The sequence below is a fragment of the Acidobacteriaceae bacterium genome (assembly GCA_028283655.1).
Classification (GTDB): Bacteria; Acidobacteriota; Terriglobia; order Terriglobales; family Acidobacteriaceae; genus Granulicella.
The window spans coordinates 2,163,986-2,180,980 of record JAPWKE010000003.1 but is presented as its reverse complement, the minus strand read 5'-3'; the positions used below and the strand labels follow the sequence as shown (position 1 = coordinate 2,180,980).

The window sequence follows — 16,995 nt, the reverse complement described above, 5'->3', positions numbered from 1 at the left end:
TGATGAGATCGATGGGAAGGGTTTGGGGTTGCGTTTTGGGAAGAGTCTGCTAAAACGGGAGGCATCATTCCTTTTGTGGGCCGTTTGCCGGAGACGTTTCCGGTGCGGCAATGTGCACAGTTGAGCAGGGATCGTTGCAGCGAGATGGATGGATATTGGCGGATGGCGCAGGGTTGCGCCTGAAGAAGACGCTGCGTTTCTGCGCGGCTGGGATGCTGCTGGCGGTGATGCCAGTCTGGGCGACGGCGCAGCAGGCGACGTTGCTGGCGGATGCGCATGTCTCGAGCGCGCGGCCTGCGGTGAACTCTGGTTCGTTATCCAATCTGAACGTTGGTGGCGGGTATACGGCGCTGGTGCAGTTTGACCTGAGCACGCTGCCGAGCGGGACGACGGCCCAGCAGGTCAGCCGGGCGACGCTGAGGCTCTACTGCAATCGTGCGGATACGCCGGGACTGGTCTCGCTAGCGATGGTTGGCGGCGGATGGATCGAATCCGGCGTTACGTATGCGTCGATGCCTGCGTCTGGCGCTGTGCTGGGTTCGGCGACTGTGGCAGAGGGCAGCTTTGTGACCTTCGATGTGACGGCTGCGGTGCAGGCCTGGCTTTCGGGCGGCGCGTCGAACAATGGTTTTGCGCTTTCGGCAGCGAATGCCGTGGTGCAGTTCGATTCGAAGGAGAACGACCAGACGGCCCATGCTCCGGCGCTGGAGATTGCTTTGGCGAGTGCGACCGCAGCGGGTGCTGTGGGCGCAACAGGTGCGACCGGAGTAACCGGAGCGCAGGGGTTGCAGGGGCCTCAGGGCGCGACCGGACCTCAGGGCGTTCAAGGCGTTCAGGGTCCTGCTGGAGCGGTTGGCGCTACTGGTTCAGCGGGGGCGAAAGGAGCTACCGGGGCTACGGGTGTTCAAGGGGCTACGGGGAGTACTGGCGCCGCTGGCGTTACGGGGCCTCAAGGGCCTGCGGGATTGGCTGGAGCGAATGGCTCTGTCGGAGCCACCGGTGCTACTGGTGTCATGGGTTTGCAAGGGCCAGCAGGATTGACGGGAGCTGTCGGTGCCACAGGCTCTGTCGGCCCGACTGGCGCGGCAGGGTTTGTGTATCAGGGAGCGTATGCTTCCACGACGAATTACGCTCTGGGCGATGTGGTGCTGTGGGCTGGGTCCAGCTATGTTTCTTTGATTGCAGGGAACCACGGCAATACCCCGAGCCTGAGTCCGACGATGTGGGCGGTGATGGCCAGCGTTGGGCCGATGGGTGCGACCGGTTTGCAGGGCCCGACAGGTCTGACGGGCTCCACGGGTGCGTTGGGGCCGGTTGGGCCAGCGGGTGAGAAGGGCGATCAGGGCTTGCAGGGAGTCGCAGGGCAGGCAGGCGCGCAGGGGATTGCCGGAGTGGCTGGACCAACGGGGCCGCAGGGAGTGGTGGGCGCTACAGGGGCGGCTGGGCCGGTGGGAATGAGCTTTGCAGGCGTGTATGACTCGACGAAGAACTATGCCGTGGGAAGTGGTGTGCTGTGGCAGGGGGCTGGGTGGGTTTCTCTGACGGACAACAACCACGGCAATACGCCTGACAGCTCGCCGCAGATGTGGGCGCTCTTTGCAGCGGCGGGGCAGAACGGTGTGGCCGGAGTGGCTGGCCCAACCGGGGCTACGGGGTCCGCAGGGCTGAGCGGAGCGCCGGGTGCGGCAGGAGCGACTGGTGCCACTGGTTCGACCGGAGCCACGGGAGCTGCCGGTCTGGTGTATCGCGGAAGCTATGCCTCCGGGACGAACTATGCGCTGGGTGATGTGGTGTTGTGGAGCGGCAGCAGCTATGCGTCGCTGGTGGAGAACAACCACGGCAACACGCCGGATGCTTCGCCCTCGATGTGGGGAGTGCTGGCGGCGATCGGTGGCGTTGGGCCGCAGGGCGTAGCCGGAGGCACAGGCTCGACAGGCTTGCAGGGAGTACAAGGTGTTGCCGGGCCGCAGGGCGTTCAAGGCGTACAGGGGCCAACCGGACCACAGGGCCCGGCAGGAGCTCAGGGGTTGCAGGGTGCTGCGGGAGCGCAGGGGAGCCAGGGAGCGACGGGGACTCAAGGAGTGGCTGGACAGGCGGGTGCTCAGGGAGTGCAGGGGGTTGCCGGGCCGACTGGAGCTACGGGTGCCACTGGTGTTGCGGGTGCGGCTGGCAGCGTTGGCATGTCGTTTCGCGGAGCCTATGAGTCGGCGGGCAACTATGCGTTGGGCGATGGCGTGCTGTGGCAGGGGGCAGGGTATGTTTCGCTTGTGGCAGGCAATCATGGGAACGCACCGGATGCTTCGCCTACGTTCTGGTCGATGTTCTCGTCTCCCGGCGCGACTGGAGCCGCTGGGGCTGCCGGGCCGACAGGTGCTCAGGGACTGGTTGGGCCGCAGGGCTTGCAGGGGGCGACTGGTACGCAGGGCGTTCAGGGGATGATTGGGCCTACAGGGTTGAGCGGCGTGCAGGGAGCTACGGGGCCAGCAGGGCCTACGGGGGCGGCGGGGATGAACTTTCGCTCGGGCTGGAATGCGCTGACGTACTACTCGACGAACGATGCGGTGACGTGGAGCGGTTCGACGTGGCTGGCGCTTACGGCGAACAGCAATCAGCAGCCGGACGCTTCGCCGCAGAGCTGGACGGTACTGGCCCAGGCTGGCGGCGCGGGGCCAACTGGGGCAGCGGGAGCGGCTGCTACGGTGACCGTACACACGACGACGACCTTGCCTGCTGGCTCGGTCGCTACGGTGACGAACTCGGGCACGGCGCAGGCGGTGGTGCTGGAGTTTGGCATCCCACAAGGGGCCGCGGGGAGCAGCGCTGTCGGTGGTGGGTCGACGTCGAGCGGGAGTTTTGCCGCGGTGTATCACGCGGTGAACTACGCGACGCTGTACTACTCGGTGAACATGACCAACGCAGCGCTGACGGAGACGTCTGGAGCGGTGCTGACGTGGGTGCCGCTAGGCTGCACGGCGACGAAGCTGTATGTGAGCTCGCTGCAGACGGGAGCGATTACGGTGACGCTGCGCAGCGGCGGCTCCGCGACGAGTATGGCGGACACGGCGCTCTCCTGCACCCCTTCGACGAGCGGCAGTTGCCCGGCGTCGGGGTCGGTGACGATCCCTGCGGGGAACTTCATTGACCTTCGGATCGACGGAGCCTCGTCCACCGTGGCGGGTGTGTGGACGGCACTGGCGTGTCAGTGAGGTGAAGCTTCAGAGAGGGAGCGCTTTGCGCAGCGCGGCGTACTGTTCTTCGAGGATGGCGAGGTCTGCTTCTTCACCGGCTTCCAGCTCATGTTCCAGCTCTCGAGCGGCGTCTGTCCCGGCGGGGTAGCCGAACATTCCGAGCGAACCGGCGAGCTTGTGTGCGGTGGCGGCTGCGTGCTCCTGCTCGCGCGCGTCGAAGCTGCCGGAGCGACGCAACGCAATGACGGCAGCAAGCTCTTCAAGGCGTTCATGCAGACGGGGCAGCCCACGCTCCCACAGCATGGCCAGAAGCGCAGCAGATTGCTCAGCCGCATTGGTAACAGGATTTTCGCTCACGATAAGTTAGGACGACTGTACGCACTTCTTTTGTTTGGCTCAAATCAAATTTATTTGACATGGGCGGAAATCGCTTGGGTGATGTTGGCTTACTGCCAGCCGAGAGCGGCTGCGATCTGGTCGCCGAGTGTCAGCGGATCGAACGGCTTGAAGAGCACAGAGGCTACACCCAGGCCAGCGAAGCGGCGCTGGTCAACGCCTTGCACCTTGGCTGTCAGCAGCACGACGGGAAGGCCTACGAGCGCGGGAACCTTCTGCATCTCTTTGAAGGTGGTCGGACCGTCCATGGAGGGCATCATCACGTCCATGAGAACGGCGTCCGGCTTGAGTTCGATGGCCTTGCGTATGCCTTCTGCTCCTGAGCTTGCGGTGGAGACCTGCCAGCCTGTCACGGACTCCAGCGAAAGCGCCGCGACCTCGCGGATGTCGTCTTCGTCGTCGATGATGAGGATGTGTCGCATAGATAGGCTCAGAAAGTGTTGCGCGAGTTGAATTGTATGACGACGAAGCGAAGAGCGCGAAGACTAAGCTGCAGCGGTTCGCAAATGCCGCATCATGGCAAGGACCAGCTGCTCGACTTCCTGGGGTGAGACTCGAGCTTTATCCAGAAACTCTGTGGGGCCGAGACGAAGCTGTATCTTCTCTTCCGCCGAGACGTCGAGGCCGGAGTAAACGATCAGCGGCAGGGCGCGAAGATCGCGTTGGCCGCGCAGCCAGTCCACCAGGGCAAAGCCGCTGCCGTCGGAGAGCTTCAGGTCGAGGATGATGAGATCGGGCGGCATGGCACGGCAGGCCGATTGCGCATCTGCCAGAGAGCGAGCATGAAGGACACGCATGGAGTCTGCCTCGGTGTCCTGCTCGAAGCTGGAGATCACGATGGCGGCAAGGTCTGTATCGTCTTCGACCAATAGAACACGGCTGGGGTCGGAGCCGGGATGAAGTACGCGTCCGAGTTCGGCTAACAGCCGCTTTTCGCCAAAGGGTTTTTGCACCCAGCCATCGGCCTTCGAAGGGGTTCCTGCATCATTTTTTTCGCGTTGCTCCAGCACGCTTAGGACGACGACCGGAATCTTTGCGGTTCGCTCATCGCTCTTCAGGCGTTCAATCGTTTCCCAGCCTGAGACGCCGGTCATGGAAAGGTCGAGCAGGATGGCTTCCACCGGTTCTCTGGCGGCAATTTCCAGTGTCTGTTCTCCGCCGGAGCTTTCGATGGCGACAAACCCATGTCGACGTAGCTGCTCTGCAACCATGTGGCGCAGTTCGCTGTCATCGTCGCAGACCAAAACGGGCCCGATGGCAGCGTTGGCGTGGGGTTCCATTGCGGCCTCTGCGGCGGCAGACCTTGGCAGTTGAACGAGGAACGTTGTGCCGATGCGGCCTTCGTTCTCCTGGTCGTTGCGGCGGGCGACGATGGAGCCGTTGTGCTGCGCGAGGATGGTGCGGCAGATGGCCAGGCCCAGGCCGGTGCCGCCCTTCTGGCGGGCGTCAGAGGTCTCGACCTGGTTGAAGCGGCCGAAGATGCTCTCAAGTTTGTCGACAGGAACGCCGCGTCCGGCGTCTTCGACGCGGAAGTTGAGGGAATCGTTGTCGAAGCTGGAGGTGATGAGGATGGAGGAGCCGCGCGGGGAAAACTTGATGGCGTTGGAGAGCAGGTTGACCAGCACCTGCTGAATGCGGTCGGGGTCGCCTTCGAACGCCGTGGGCATGCCGCCGGGTTCGGGGACGACGTCCACGCGGACATCGGCTTCGTTCGCCATCGTCGTCATGGTTTCGACGGATTGCGCGATGAGTTCCCGGAGGCTGCAGGCGCGCAGTTGCATCGTTGCGCGGCCGGAGTCCATGCGTTCGAGATCGAGAATGTCGTTGATGAGGCGTGCGAGGCGGTCGGTGTTGTTGCTGGCGATGCGCAGCAGGTTGCTGGCTTTTGCGTCCATCGCGCCCATCACACCGGCAGAGAGCAGGCCTAATGCGCCACGGATGGAGGTGAGTGGCGTCCGCAACTCGTGCGAGACGTTGGAGATGAACTCATCCTTGATGCTGTCGAGCTGCTTCTGCTCAGCGAGAGCGGCCTTGTTGCGAAGGAGCTCCTGCTGCATGTCCGCCAGTTCCTGTCGGAGGCGACGCTGAGCGGCGCGTTCGCGCATGTACGCACCGGCGAGTACCGCAGCAGCGGTGGTTGGGACGGCGATCGAAGCTAGGTTCAACAAGGTCATTCAGCAGATCGGAAAGAGGATATGACCATGCTAGTCGACATACAACTTGTTGACGAGATCGAAAAGTACACAAAGGTGTCAGCGCGGATGAGTACTTCGGTGCAGATCAGCTTCCTGAGGCGGGTTGAATGGGCTCGGAAAGCGAGAGTACCGCCTGGTGCGCTTCTTTTGCGGCTAGCTTCCGATCTTTGATAGCCTGGGGCGAAAAATCAATGGGGGCCTGCGCGAAACGTATGTTGCAGTGGCTTGACTTGATGCTGAGTTGCGTCCAAAGGTGAGCAAGCAGGCTCTGTTTGCCCCAGTGCAGATCGTGCATGGTGGAGCAGCCGCGGGCGAGGTCTTCTTCGCTGATTTCATAGTGCAGAAAGCCTGCGGTAATCGGCTGCTCGGCCATGAGAGCCTGTGCGAGCAGTCCGGAACGGAAGGGAAGCAGCGGGAGTTCTCCGATGCCGGTGGTGCCTTCGGGGAAGAAGACGATGGGCAGGCCGTCGCGAAAACCCTTCGCCATGCCTTGTGCAGCCTTCTCTGCGGAGCCGCCTGCGCCGCGCTCAACGTACTGCGTGCCGGCCATCATGCTGACCCAGCCGAGCACTGGAACTTTACGCAGTTCGATCTTGGAGACGAAGACGCAGGGCCGTATCGCCGCATGGACGAGGATGTCGGTGTAGTTGAGGTGGTTGGTGATGACGGCGCCAGACATCGGCACGGGGCCTTCTACGGAATAAGACATGTGCGCGACTCGCAGGACGCGCTGGCAGAGTCGCGAAAGCCAGGCTGCGCGCTCGGGACGAGTCCGCGGACGCTTGAGCAGCAGTTCGGCAAAACAGATGAGAAACATCAGAACAACGAGAGGTGCACGAAATAACTGGCGGAAGAAGGTCAAGCAGAACTCCGTTGGCTGCGCTCGCTTTTTGCGAACTTGCGATGTGCGAGCAGTGTATCGCTCATGTTCGTCGTGAACGGCGAACGTCCTGTGTTTGATGCAGAGAGGGTATCCTCAAGTCTCGTGCTTCGTGTGGTGCAAAACAAGATCGTTCGTCCGTTGCTGCGCTTGTTGCAGGGCGGCGCCACGCCTGAGCGGCTGGCGTGGTCGCTGGCTGTAGGCTTTGCGGTGGGCGTGAACCCGCTGCTTGGCTCAACGACCGTGGTGGCGCTGGCGCTGGCGGCGGTGTTTCGGCTGAACGTAGTCGCGTCGCAGATCTCAAACCACGCGGTGTATCCGCTGGAGCTGCTGCTTTTTCCTGTTTGGATCAAGGTGGGTTCGATGCTCTTCCACACGAGGGGACTGCCGCTGAGCAAGGACGCTTTGCTGGAGGCAGTAAAGCATCATCCATGGGAGACGACCAAGGCGCTTTGGACGTGGGAGTGGCATGGCCTGATCGTGTGGGCCGTGACGATGTGCGTGGTGGTTCCCGTGTTGGCCTACGCGATCACGCCGACGTTGCGACGCGCTCAGAAGCACGTGCATGCTCCGGCGTAATGAGCGCGGTTAGCCTTTGAAGCCTTCGACGGGGTCGGCGGAACGCACCCAGGCGGTGTAGATCATGTTGCGCAGCTCGATGGCTCCGGTGGCGAGGCACTGATCGACGAAGGCGCGAGAGTCGGCTGTTCCTTTGCCTTGCAGCGCACCCGATTTCTCAAACTTGTAGATCTGCTCGGCCTTCGCACTGTTGCTGCGAAGGTAGGCGAGGTACTGGGTCCACTCGTCGCCGATAAGCTGTGGCTTTGCCTGGGCTACGAGCTTACTGACTTGCTGCTTGTTTGCCGCGGCGATGACGAAGTCGTTTTCGAACTGCCAGTGGATCTTGTGGCTGGTTGTGTAGCCGTTGGGGTTTGGGCCGACCCACCCGGCGTACTGCAGAGAGCTGTGCATAGGCTGGGATCCGTCACCAACGTAGTGACCGAGCCAGCCAGCGTCAAAAAGGATGGCGACTTCGACTCCAGCGGTGTTTTTGTGCGCCGCCTTGAGTGCGCGGTACTCGCGGAAGTCAACCTTGAGCCGCTGCCAGATTTCTTCAGTCTGCCAGGGGTTCATGCCGACGGCTTCGGCGGTGAGCTTTTCGTTGGGATGCGCGGCTTGCAATTGGCTGAGTTCGCGGAGGAAGTCGTAGCGCATCTTCGGCAGTGGGCCGACGCGGTCCGCGAGCGGGAGGAGGATGAAGTGGTCGGCGGCCTGCGTGTCGTTGAGTTCGCCTTCTGCTTTGTTGCGCCAGCGGTCGGGCTCGGGGCCGATGTATTCGATGACGTTGAGACCGTTGGTGTCGCGGACGAAGGCGGGCACGTCTGAGGGAAGATTCTGCGCGGCGATGAGATTGATCCACTCGTGGCCGTCAGGACCCCAGGCTGCTGCAGGAAGTGCGAAGAGTGTGACGAGAGCTGCGGCGGAGGCTATGCGAGGGATGGTGGGGAAGCGCATGGGGGGAGTATACGGCGAGTTTTGTTTCGAAGCCTTCCTGGCTTGCAATTGCCGAAGGGATCTGCGTTCTTACAGATCGCCACGCATGACTCGCCTGCCGTGCGTGCCAAAGGTCGTAAGGAGATTCGTGCCAATGGCTATGAAGAGGGCGCTGTATCGCGATTCTCTTATGGGGAAGAAGATTGGTACTTGCAGGGGCGGCGATCGGTCCGACGCCACGCTCGTCACTACACCACCACAGGGAGTTCTTCGAGCACGGGCGAGCCGAAGACGCGGCGGTAGCGTTCGATCATCTCAGCGGGGCCCGTGGCTTTTGCGGGGTTGTCGCTAAGTTTCACGGTGGGGGTGCCGTCCGCACTGGTGATCTTGCAGACCAGTGAGATCGGTTCCAGCGTGTCTTCGCCACGCGGGTGGCAGTCGCGGAAGTCGTTGGTCAGCAGCGTTCCCCAGCCAGCCGAGAAGCGAATGCGCTTGTTGAAGTAGTCGTACAGGCCGACGATCGTATCGACGTCGAGACCGTCGCTTGCGATGAGGCGTTTTTTACGCGGGTCTTCGCCGCGCTTCAGCAGCCACTCGATGTACTCGTCGCCCGCCACGAACGGGTCTTTGGAGTCGACGCGTTCGCCCGTCCACTTCGCCACGAACGGTGGTGCGCCTTGCAGGAACTGCGTCGTGCCAAAGGTGTCGGGAAGCGTGATGAGGAGTTCGCCACCGTAGCTGCGCTGCCAGAGTTCGAGCACACGATACTGCGAGGCTCGAAGCTCTTCATCCGTACCGCGTGAGGCCAGCGCGGCGAGCACCATGGGCAGCTCATGCGCGTTGGTGCCAATGGCTTCGAGGTTGTGTTTGTATGCGAGCGCGGTGTTCGAGGTGCCGGTGAGGCGCGGATCTGCGGGGTCAGAGTTCAGCGCGGAGGCGAGGGCCTGAACGCAGTACTCCTGCCAGAGAAAGCTGTGGCGGCGGCGTGTGCCGAAGTCAGAAAGGCGCAGGCCGGGGACTTTGCGCAGCAGCTCGATCTTGTCCCAGAGGCGCGTCTTGGCGCGAGCGTAGAGGACGTCGAGTTCGAGTTCGTTGAGTTCAGCGAGCGCGGCGCGGGTCTTCATCTCGCTAACGATGGCGAGGGAGTAGACCTCCCACATCGTTACCTCTGTCCAGAGGCCGGAGAAGCGGATGATGAGTTGGCCTTCGTGTTCGTGGATCTCGTAGTCGGAGAGGCGGTGGTTGTGCTCAAGCCAGTCGAGAAAGGCCGGCTCGAAGATCTGGCGTGTGCCGTAGAAGGTGTTGCCCGCCAGCCAGACAAGCTCGGACTTCAGGTAACGCAGGCCGCGGACGTGCTCCATCTGATCGCGCAGTGCGGAGGCCGAGATGCGGTCGGCGAGGCGGACACGCGTGGTGCGGTTGTGGATCTCGCTGGTGACGTGTGTCTGGGGAAAGTTCTTCCAGACGAACTGCAGCATCAGCAGCTTGTAGAAGTCGGTGTCGAGCAGCGAACGCACGATGGGGTCGAGCTTGAAGTTGTGGTTGTGGGCGCGCTCGGCGAAGTTCACGTTCATAGCAGTTCTTTGAGCGTACGACAGGCGGAGAATAATTTCGACAAATGCTAGACAAGCTTGCTTGACATGACAAGGAAGCTTGACGTAAAGTTTGCTTGTCACCAGGTGGGCGATTGAGGCACTCCTGAGGGGGAATGATGGCTTCAGTGTTGAGTGGATTGATCTGCAAAGAGCGCAGCAAGGCTGCGCGGGAGTACTCGCGGCGAGCGATCGGAATCATGATTTGCTACATGGGTGCGGTGTGGCAGGTGACTGCGCTGGTGCGCTCGCACCACTTCACCGGGCCGAAGTTGTGGGCGGTGTCTCTGCTGCCTGCGATTCCGATCATCGCTCTGCTGGCGGTGGTGGGCCTGTATCTGCGCGATGAGCAGGACGAGTTCAAGCGCTGGCTCGTGGTGCAGGCGATTGTGTGGGCTGTGGGGATCACGCTGGCGGTGTCGACCGTAAGCGATTTCCTGCGTTCGTACGGCGCGATGAGCGCACCGCCGCCGTTTACGGAGTTCATCGTTTTCTGGCTGAGTATGGCGGGTGCGCAGGTCGTGTTGAAGCTGCGGAACCGGGCGGACAGCGATGAATAACCGTCTGCGCACGTTGCGTGCGGAGCGGGGATGGTCGCAGGCTGACCTGGCTACGAAGCTTGAGGTTTCGCGGCAGAGCGTGAACGCGATCGAGACAGGGAAGTACGATCCTTCGCTGCCCTTGGCGTTTCGTATTGCGAAGCTCTTTGGGCTGTCGATCGAGTCGATTTTTTCGGACAACTAATAACTACTGGAGGAGACGTGATGCGAAAGATGAGTCGGCAGAGAAGGCTTTTGGCTGCACAGGCGGGTGCTTTGGCTGCGATGAGCGGCTCGGGACCTTTGTTGCTGCGAGGTCATCCGCGGGCTGGCTGGCTGTGGGCCGCGGTGATGTTGGTGTGTGCGATCCGGTTGATCGTGCTGATGGTTCGAGTGCGACGTACGGAAGGCTGCGCGTGACAGATGTTCTGTGCGGCGGTTGGATCGAACGCGGCTTAAAGATGCTTGCGAGGTGAGGAATGGCGATGAAGTTGATTCAGTATGTGATCTCGGTAATGTTCGTGCTTGCTGGAATTGCTCTGTTGTGCGCGCCGGTAGCGCGTGCGTAGGCTAAATTTGTGTCGAAGCGTTTTCCAGTGGCGGTCAGGGCCGGAAACTGCCCTCGCAAAGTCGAGATGCGCGGCGCTTGTGGCGGCAGATTTGCGCAGAGTGAAAATTGCGTGAATCCCGCGTCAGCATTGACTGAAATCGCGATAAACTAGACGACGATATGGCGACCAAACAGGAACTTCTGACAACCCCGATTAAGCACATCAACATTGCCGAGCACAACGTCGTGCCGCTGGTGGATGCGATGGCTTCGATGGCTTACTCGTCGCGCGATCTCGCGCGCGCTGCCAACATTTACGACATGATGCTTCGCGACACGGAGTGCGGCGTGGTTCTGTGCCTTGCCGGATCGCTGATCTCGGCCGGTCTGCAGAAGGTCATCATCGACCTCGTGCGCAACCACATGGTCGACGCAATCGTTTCGACGGGCGCGAACATTGTGGACCAGGACTTCTTCGAAGCTCTTGGCTACAAGCACTACGTTGCAGGCGAAGAGTACAAGTACGGCGCAGGCGATGCGGAACTCCGCGAGATGATGATCGATCGTATCTACGACACGTTCATCGATGAGGAAGAGCTTCGTATCTGCGACGACACGACCGAGAAGATCATCAACTCGCTCGAGCCGCGTGCGTACTCGTCGCGTGAGCTGATCGCTGCGATGGGCAAGTACCTGAAGGACAATGGCCGCACGCCTGAGGCTGGCAACGCTGACTCGATCGTGTACGCCTGCTATGAGCTGAACGTGCCGATCTTCTGCCCGGCGTTCTCGGATTGCTCGTTCGGTTTTGGCATCGTGGCTCACCAGCATGCGAATGCCGGCAAGCCGGTTGTGTCGATCGACTCGGGTAAGGACTTCTACGAACTGACGCAGATCAAGATCGCGAACCCGACGACTGGTCTGCTGATGATCGGCGGTGGCGTACCCAAGAACTTCGCACAGGACATCGTCGTTGCGGCGGACATCCTGGGCGTTGAGGCTTCGATGCACAAGTACGCGATCCAGATCACGGTGGCTGATTCGCGCGATGGCGCTCTCTCGGGTTCGACCCTGAAGGAAGCCAGCTCGTGGGGCAAGGTCGATCTGACTTATGAGCAGATGGTCTTCGCAGAAGCAACGATCGCGTTCCCGCTGATCGCTGGCTATGCGTTTCATAAGAACGCGCAGGCTGGTCGTACGGGCAAGGCGTTCTCTGAGAAGCTGGAACAGCCGGTAGCTGTGTAGTTTCTGCTTCATGCTATATACAAACGGCGAGCCTTTGGGCTCGCCGTTTGTTTTGGCCATTGTTCAAGTGAGAGTGCTGCACGGATGAATTAAAGCAAGAGGCGCGTATAGCGTGCCAGTGGGTACTCTGAGGTGACTTCCTGTGGCGGCGTCTCGATCCCTTGCACGCACAGATAGGAGGGGAACGCCGCGGGGAGAATGCTGACCTCATCCCCGTCAGGGCTTTCGAAGAGCAGGCCGGACTCCAACTGCCAGCCGCTTTCCCGAACGATAAGCTTTGACGCGGATCCACCTTTTTTGAATTGCCAGGGCAGGTCGACGCTTGTTTCCTTGGGATCAGCTTGCACGAGTTGCTCGATGCAGAGTATTCCAGCTTCGGTGCGGTTTGCTAGATCATGCATCTGTGACGTCAGCCGGAAACCATCGCCCGATGTGAGCCACAGGGTGACAGACCGTGATCCAAAGCGATAGAAGTCGGAAGAGAGCCTCTTAAGCTGACCGCGGCGAACACCCATTACCAGTGCATCGAGCTGCCCCGAGATGTGGATCGACTGCATGAGGAACGCCTAAGGGAGCCCAAGCTCGTGGAGCTGGCGAAGGATCACTTCGATCGACCAGTCAAGATTCTCAGTGCCCTGGACTGTGAGGCTGGCGGAGCTTTGCGAGGGGATAACGTACTGCTCGGCCATGGGCTTGGCCGTGGCGTCGAACTGTATGCGGACGGACTCTTCTGTGCGGCCGCGTTCACGCATGTCGCGGTATATGCGGCGGTTCAGGCAAACCTCGTTGGGCGCGTCGACGTAGATGCTGAAGTCGTAGAGCGGCAGCAGATCGGCGTAGTGCAGCGCGAGGATACCCTCGACGATGACGTAGCGGCGAGGTGCGAGTTCGTCGTACTCCTGGGGCACGCGGCTGTGCGTGCTGAAGTCGTAGACGGGACGCTGCACGGACTTGCCTTCGCTGAGGTCGCGAACGTGTTCTACGAGAAGCTCGTGTTCCAGAGAGTTCGGATGGTCGAAGTTTTGGAGCGCACGCTCTTCTACCGGCAGGTGTGCCAGATCGCGATAGTAGAAATCGAAGGGGAAGAGTGCGGCGTCAAGCTGGGTGGAGAGCTCACGCGCGAGGGTTGTTTTGCCGGAGCCCGAACAGCCTGCGATGCCGATGATGATGGGCTTCGTCAAGAAGGTGAGTTGTTCCGGTTCGGTGGGCATTGACGCTAGTGTAACGCTTGATTCGCCACAACGCGGTGCGCCCACATCCCATACCTCCAAGATGTGGGCGCACTGCATTGATGGGTTAGGACGCGGCAGCTACCTGCGGTACGAGCGCCTTCACGAGTGAGGCGAACTGCGGTTCGAGACGCTTGCCGATTTCCATCACTTCTTCGTGGTTAATGTTGGCCTCGGGCATCACGCCTGCGGCCATGTTCGTAACCAGCGAGAAGCCGAGGACTTCGATGCCCATGTGGCGCGCAATCATCACTTCGTGCACCGTGCTCATGCCGACGAGGTCGGCCCCAAGCGTGCGGAAGGCGCGGATCTCTGCAGGCGTTTCGTAGCTGGGGCCGAGCACCGCGAGGTAGACGCCTTCGTGCAGCGCAATGCCTTGCTTTGTCGCTTCTGCTTTGGCCAGCGCGTTGAGGCGTGGCGAGTAGGCGTTCGACATGTCGAAGAAGCGTTGGCCGAAACCGTTGGCAACGGCGAATCGCTTGTCGTTGGGGCCGATGGCGGCGTTGCGGCCGGTGAGGTTGATGTGGTCGGTGATGTTGACCAGAGCGCCTTCGCCGTAGCTTGTATTAATCCCGCCAGCAGCGTTGGTGACGATGAGCCTCTTGCAGCCGAGCATGCCGAGCACGCGCGTGGGAAAGACGACCTCATTCATGTCGTAGCCTTCGTAGGCGTGGACGCGACCCTGCATCACAGCGACGGGCACGCCGCCGATGGTGCCAAGCACAAGCTTGCCGCTGTGGCCTTCGACGGTAGAGAGCGGCCAGCCGGGGATCTCTTCGTAGGGAATGACGTCAGCGTTCTCAACCTGCGAGGCGAAGTTGCCGAGGCCCGAGCCGAGGATGATGCCGACGACAGGCTTCACTTCTGTCTTGAGGAAGATGTGCGTAAGCGCTTGTGTGGCGCGCGTGAACTGGTCGAGTGGCTGCTGGTTCTGATCGCTCATGGAGAAGACAGTCTAGCGCGTTAGCGCGGCTTTCGTCGCCTTCTCTGCACGTTTGTCGAAGGCTACGCGGCACTTTTCGATGCGCGCGAAGTTCTTTTCGGCCCACTGCCAGACACCGCAGAAGGCTTCGCCGAGGCAGCCGCCGAGATCAGTGAGTTGATAGTCGACGTGCGGCGGGATGACGGGGTGCACGGTGCGCAGCACGAGGCCGTCGCGTTCCATCTGACGCAGCGTTTGCGTCAGCATCTTCTGGCTGATGCCGGGGACGTGCTTGCGCAGTTCGGTGAAGCGGAGCGTGCCGTGCTCTTCGAGAGCTTCGAGCATGAGCATGGTCCACTTGTCGGCGACGCGGCCGATGATCTCTGTAACGAGGGCTTCAACTCGCGGGTTTGTAATAGGGCAGACGGCTGCGTGACCTTTGACCTTGTTGGCGGGCAATGGACGCTCTCCTTTAGGTAACTATGAAAGAAAATAGTGCCTACTTCCCAAAAGAGAGTGTAGGCGTTAGATTCATCCTAGCACCGGGGAATGCCGATGCAGAACGGAGCAAAGTTATGAAGCACACAGGAAATACGATTTTCATTACAGGCGGCGGATCGGGCATTGGACGCGCGCTGGCAGAGGCTTCGCAGAAGGCTGGCAACACGGTAATCATCTCCGGCCGTCGCAAGGACAAGCTGGATGAGGTGACGGCGGCGAACCCCGGCATGCACTCGATCGTGCTTGATGTTGAAAGCCCTGAGAGCATTGCTTCTGTTGCGAAGGAGTTGATCGCGAAGTTCCCGTCGCTGAATACGGTGATTAACAACGCCGGCATCATGAGCATGGACGGCGTGGACAAGCCTGTCGATGACAAGCAGGTCACGTCGATCGTGACGACCAATCTGCTGGGACCGATCCGCATCACGTCGGCGTTCATTGAGCACTTAAAGGCTCAGCCTGCAGCGGCGATTGCGTACGTTACCTCAGGGCTTGCGTTCACTCCGCTGGCACCGACGGCTACCTACAACGCGACGAAGGCGGCGATCCATTCGTATGCACTCTCGCAGCGGTATCTGTTGCAGGGATCGAGTGTGAAGGTGATTGAAATTGCGCCGCCGTATGTGCAGACCGAACTAATGGGAGAGCATCAAAAGGCTGATCCGCGTGCGATGCCGCTGGATGAGTACATTGCTGAAACGATGAAGCTGTTAAACGAAGGCCACGATGAGATTCTGGTGGAGCGTGTATTGCCGCTGCGCAACAATGCAGGGCCGAACGAGCACGCGTTCGTGAAGCAGTTTAACGACATGTTTTCCGGACACTAAGGAACAACAAGGCAACGCAGAGGAGGCGCTCCCAGGAGCGCCTCCTCTGCGTTGCTCTACTCTTTGCTCTCTGGGCCTGGGAACGGCAGCGGGATATCTGACGAGCGTATGTGCAGGTCGCGCTGAGGGAAGGGGAGCTCGATGCCAGCTTCGGTGAAGCGGCGGAAGAGGTCGAAGTAGAGCTCGGATTTAAGGATCGTTGGCGTATGCGCGTTCGCGGTCCAGACGCGCAGCGTGAAGTTAAGGCTGTTGTCCCCGAAGCCGGTGAAGAGGACGTCAGGGAGAGGATGAACGAGTACGCTCTCGTTGGATTGTGCTGCTTGCAGCAGGATGATGCGCACGCGTTCGGGTGAGGAGTTGTAGCCCACACCTACGTCGATGCTTATGCGCACGTTCGGATCGTTCGCTGTCCAGTTTGTGACCGGGTTATTGATGAACTCGGAGTTTGGGACGATGATGACGACGTTGTCGTTTGTGCGAACCCAAGTAGAGCGTGCGGCGATGCGCACGACATCGCCGAGCGTGTCGCCAGTCTCGATGCGGTCGCCCATACGAATTGGCTGCTCGATGAGCAGAATGAGTCCGGCGACGAAGTTGGAAACGACGTTCTGCAAGCCGAGGCCAACTCCGACGCCCACAGCACCGCCGAAGACGACAAGCGAACTAAGGTTGACGCCGAGCGATTGCACCCCGATGAAGAGACCACCGAGGAAGAGGATGTAGGTGGTAAAACGGCCCAGCGCGAACTTTGCGCCATCCGATATGTGCATCCGCCTGAGCAGGCGACCAAGCACAACGCGCTGCACAAGATGAGAGAGCCCGACCAGAAGTACGAGGAAGATGAACGCCTTGATCAGGAAGACAGGGGTAACGCTTACGCCACCAATCTTGAAGAGATTGAAGAGCAGAGCGTGCCTGGGCCCGTCACTGAGGCTTTCCAGCCAACCGGGCGTTGAAATCGAAAAGGCGAGAGCTGAGTTCACAGGATGTGTGACGCCGCAGCAAGCGTTTCGGTGGTTTGGCGGATAACAAATTTCGAGCGTCCTTGGTCGTATGAGTTCATCGGTGGTTAGAGAGACCCTGCCCCGAGATCGATAAATGGCCACAGAAGAAGGAAGAGCGCGAGGAAGAGAGCCATCATGTCCATATAAACGCACAACACCACTCCGGCCTGTCGCATGTCCCAGCGCACGCGGAGGTTGCGTGCTGTGTCCCAAGTGCCGTAGGCGATGGCAAGCGTTGGGAGGGTAATCCATGGATTCGGCCGGAGGGCAGGGAAGTGCGAAAGCACGGTAGCTACGGCGACACCCGTCAAAACAGTAAGAGTGCCGCGTGTAAGAGATCGCTGCTGCAGGTCGCAGAACGCCGCGATGTGTGTGTAGTACGGATGCACTCCGAGAGAATGGGCATCGGCTCTCATGACTCCAATGCTGCGCT

The 16,995-nt window shown here is 60.7% G+C and carries 19 protein-coding genes; 7 read left to right on the top strand and 12 right to left on the bottom strand.

Annotated features, from left to right (window positions below; translation table 11 throughout):
- Positions 1 to 110 precede the first annotated feature (110 nt).
- Entirely contained in the window at positions 111 to 3,206 is a 3,096-nt protein-coding gene (locus PW792_12150) for a DNRLRE domain-containing protein (protein MDE1162683.1), read from the top strand.
- 9 nt (positions 3,207 to 3,215) lie between these two features.
- Here the strand turns inward: PW792_12150 and PW792_12145 are convergent, their stop codons facing one another.
- The 4 genes from PW792_12145 to PW792_12130 all read right to left on the bottom strand — a co-directional run bounded on the left by PW792_12145 (position 3,216) and on the right by PW792_12130 (position 6,488).
- Positions 3,216 to 3,545: an Hpt domain-containing protein gene (locus tag PW792_12145; GenBank protein MDE1162682.1), complete on the bottom strand. Its 330-nt coding sequence runs from the start codon at positions 3,543 to 3,545 to the stop codon at positions 3,216 to 3,218.
- A gap of 89 nt (positions 3,546 to 3,634) precedes the next feature.
- Positions 3,635 to 4,006, bottom strand: coding sequence for a response regulator (locus PW792_12140; protein ID MDE1162681.1), 372 nt, complete (start codon positions 4,004 to 4,006; stop codon positions 3,635 to 3,637).
- Positions 4,007 to 4,069: 63 nt separating this feature from the next.
- Positions 4,070 to 5,758, bottom strand: a complete 1,689-nt coding sequence (locus PW792_12135) for a response regulator (protein MDE1162680.1) — start codon at positions 5,756 to 5,758, stop codon at positions 4,070 to 4,072.
- Positions 5,759 to 5,864: 106 nt separating this feature from the next.
- Positions 5,865 to 6,488, bottom strand: coding sequence for a lysophospholipid acyltransferase family protein (locus PW792_12130; GenBank protein MDE1162679.1), 624 nt, complete (start codon positions 6,486 to 6,488; stop codon positions 5,865 to 5,867).
- Positions 6,489 to 6,704: 216 nt separating this feature from the next.
- On the opposite strand from PW792_12130, the gene PW792_12125 reads away from it, so the two are divergent.
- Positions 6,705 to 7,238 (top strand): DUF2062 domain-containing protein, encoded by a 534-nt coding sequence (locus tag PW792_12125; GenBank protein MDE1162678.1) that lies wholly within the window; start codon positions 6,705 to 6,707, stop codon positions 7,236 to 7,238.
- Between the two features lie 9 nt (positions 7,239 to 7,247).
- On the opposite strand, the gene PW792_12120 is transcribed toward PW792_12125, so the two are convergent.
- On the bottom strand, positions 7,248 to 8,174 hold the full coding sequence (locus tag PW792_12120) for a nuclease (protein ID MDE1162677.1): 927 nt from the start codon (positions 8,172 to 8,174) through the stop codon (positions 7,248 to 7,250).
- Between the two features lie 227 nt (positions 8,175 to 8,401).
- Complete coding sequence (locus tag PW792_12115; protein MDE1162676.1) at positions 8,402 to 9,727, bottom strand: nicotinate phosphoribosyltransferase; 1,326 nt, start codon at positions 9,725 to 9,727, stop codon at positions 8,402 to 8,404.
- A gap of 134 nt (positions 9,728 to 9,861) precedes the next feature.
- Between PW792_12115 and PW792_12110 the strand changes: the two genes are divergently transcribed.
- The 4 genes from PW792_12110 to PW792_12095 all read left to right on the top strand — a co-directional run bounded on the left by PW792_12110 (position 9,862) and on the right by PW792_12095 (position 12,079).
- The gene (locus PW792_12110) at positions 9,862 to 10,305 is read left to right on the top strand and encodes a hypothetical protein (GenBank protein ID MDE1162675.1); all 444 of its coding nucleotides are present in this window, start codon (positions 9,862 to 9,864) and stop codon (positions 10,303 to 10,305) included.
- Entirely contained in the window at positions 10,298 to 10,489 is a 192-nt protein-coding gene (locus PW792_12105; GenBank protein ID MDE1162674.1) for a helix-turn-helix transcriptional regulator, read from the top strand. The genes PW792_12110 and PW792_12105 overlap by 8 nt, the downstream gene beginning before the upstream one ends.
- A gap of 29 nt (positions 10,490 to 10,518) precedes the next feature.
- Positions 10,519 to 10,704 carry a hypothetical protein gene (locus PW792_12100; protein ID MDE1162673.1) on the top strand — a complete coding sequence of 62 codons (186 nt, stop codon included), beginning with the start codon at positions 10,519 to 10,521 and terminating at the stop codon, positions 10,702 to 10,704.
- A gap of 310 nt (positions 10,705 to 11,014) precedes the next feature.
- Complete coding sequence (locus PW792_12095; protein MDE1162672.1) at positions 11,015 to 12,079, top strand: deoxyhypusine synthase; 1,065 nt, start codon at positions 11,015 to 11,017, stop codon at positions 12,077 to 12,079.
- An 89-nt stretch (positions 12,080 to 12,168) separates the two neighbouring features.
- Here PW792_12095 and PW792_12090 read toward each other — a convergent pair whose 3' ends face one another.
- From PW792_12090 to PW792_12075, 4 genes are all read right to left on the bottom strand, one after another.
- On the bottom strand, positions 12,169 to 12,636 hold the full coding sequence (locus PW792_12090; GenBank protein MDE1162671.1) for a hypothetical protein: 468 nt from the start codon (positions 12,634 to 12,636) through the stop codon (positions 12,169 to 12,171).
- A gap of 9 nt (positions 12,637 to 12,645) precedes the next feature.
- Positions 12,646 to 13,290, bottom strand: coding sequence for a uridine kinase (udk, locus tag PW792_12085; GenBank protein MDE1162670.1), 645 nt, complete (start codon positions 13,288 to 13,290; stop codon positions 12,646 to 12,648).
- A gap of 85 nt (positions 13,291 to 13,375) precedes the next feature.
- Positions 13,376 to 14,251: a purine-nucleoside phosphorylase gene (locus PW792_12080; protein MDE1162669.1), complete on the bottom strand. Its 876-nt coding sequence runs from the start codon at positions 14,249 to 14,251 to the stop codon at positions 13,376 to 13,378.
- A gap of 12 nt (positions 14,252 to 14,263) precedes the next feature.
- Positions 14,264 to 14,689 (bottom strand): helix-turn-helix domain-containing protein, encoded by a 426-nt coding sequence (locus tag PW792_12075; GenBank protein ID MDE1162668.1) that lies wholly within the window; start codon positions 14,687 to 14,689, stop codon positions 14,264 to 14,266.
- 116 nt (positions 14,690 to 14,805) lie between these two features.
- Between PW792_12075 and PW792_12070 the strand changes: the two genes are divergently transcribed.
- Complete coding sequence (locus tag PW792_12070; protein MDE1162667.1) at positions 14,806 to 15,558, top strand: SDR family NAD(P)-dependent oxidoreductase; 753 nt, start codon at positions 14,806 to 14,808, stop codon at positions 15,556 to 15,558.
- A gap of 56 nt (positions 15,559 to 15,614) precedes the next feature.
- Here PW792_12070 and PW792_12065 read toward each other — a convergent pair whose 3' ends face one another.
- Together PW792_12065 and PW792_12060 are read right to left on the bottom strand one after the other, a co-directional pair.
- On the bottom strand, positions 15,615 to 16,541 hold the full coding sequence (locus tag PW792_12065; protein ID MDE1162666.1) for a mechanosensitive ion channel: 927 nt from the start codon (positions 16,539 to 16,541) through the stop codon (positions 15,615 to 15,617).
- A gap of 86 nt (positions 16,542 to 16,627) precedes the next feature.
- Positions 16,628 to 16,978, bottom strand: coding sequence for a permease (locus PW792_12060; GenBank protein ID MDE1162665.1), 351 nt, complete (start codon positions 16,976 to 16,978; stop codon positions 16,628 to 16,630).
- Between the last annotated feature and the right edge of the window lie 17 nt (positions 16,979 to 16,995).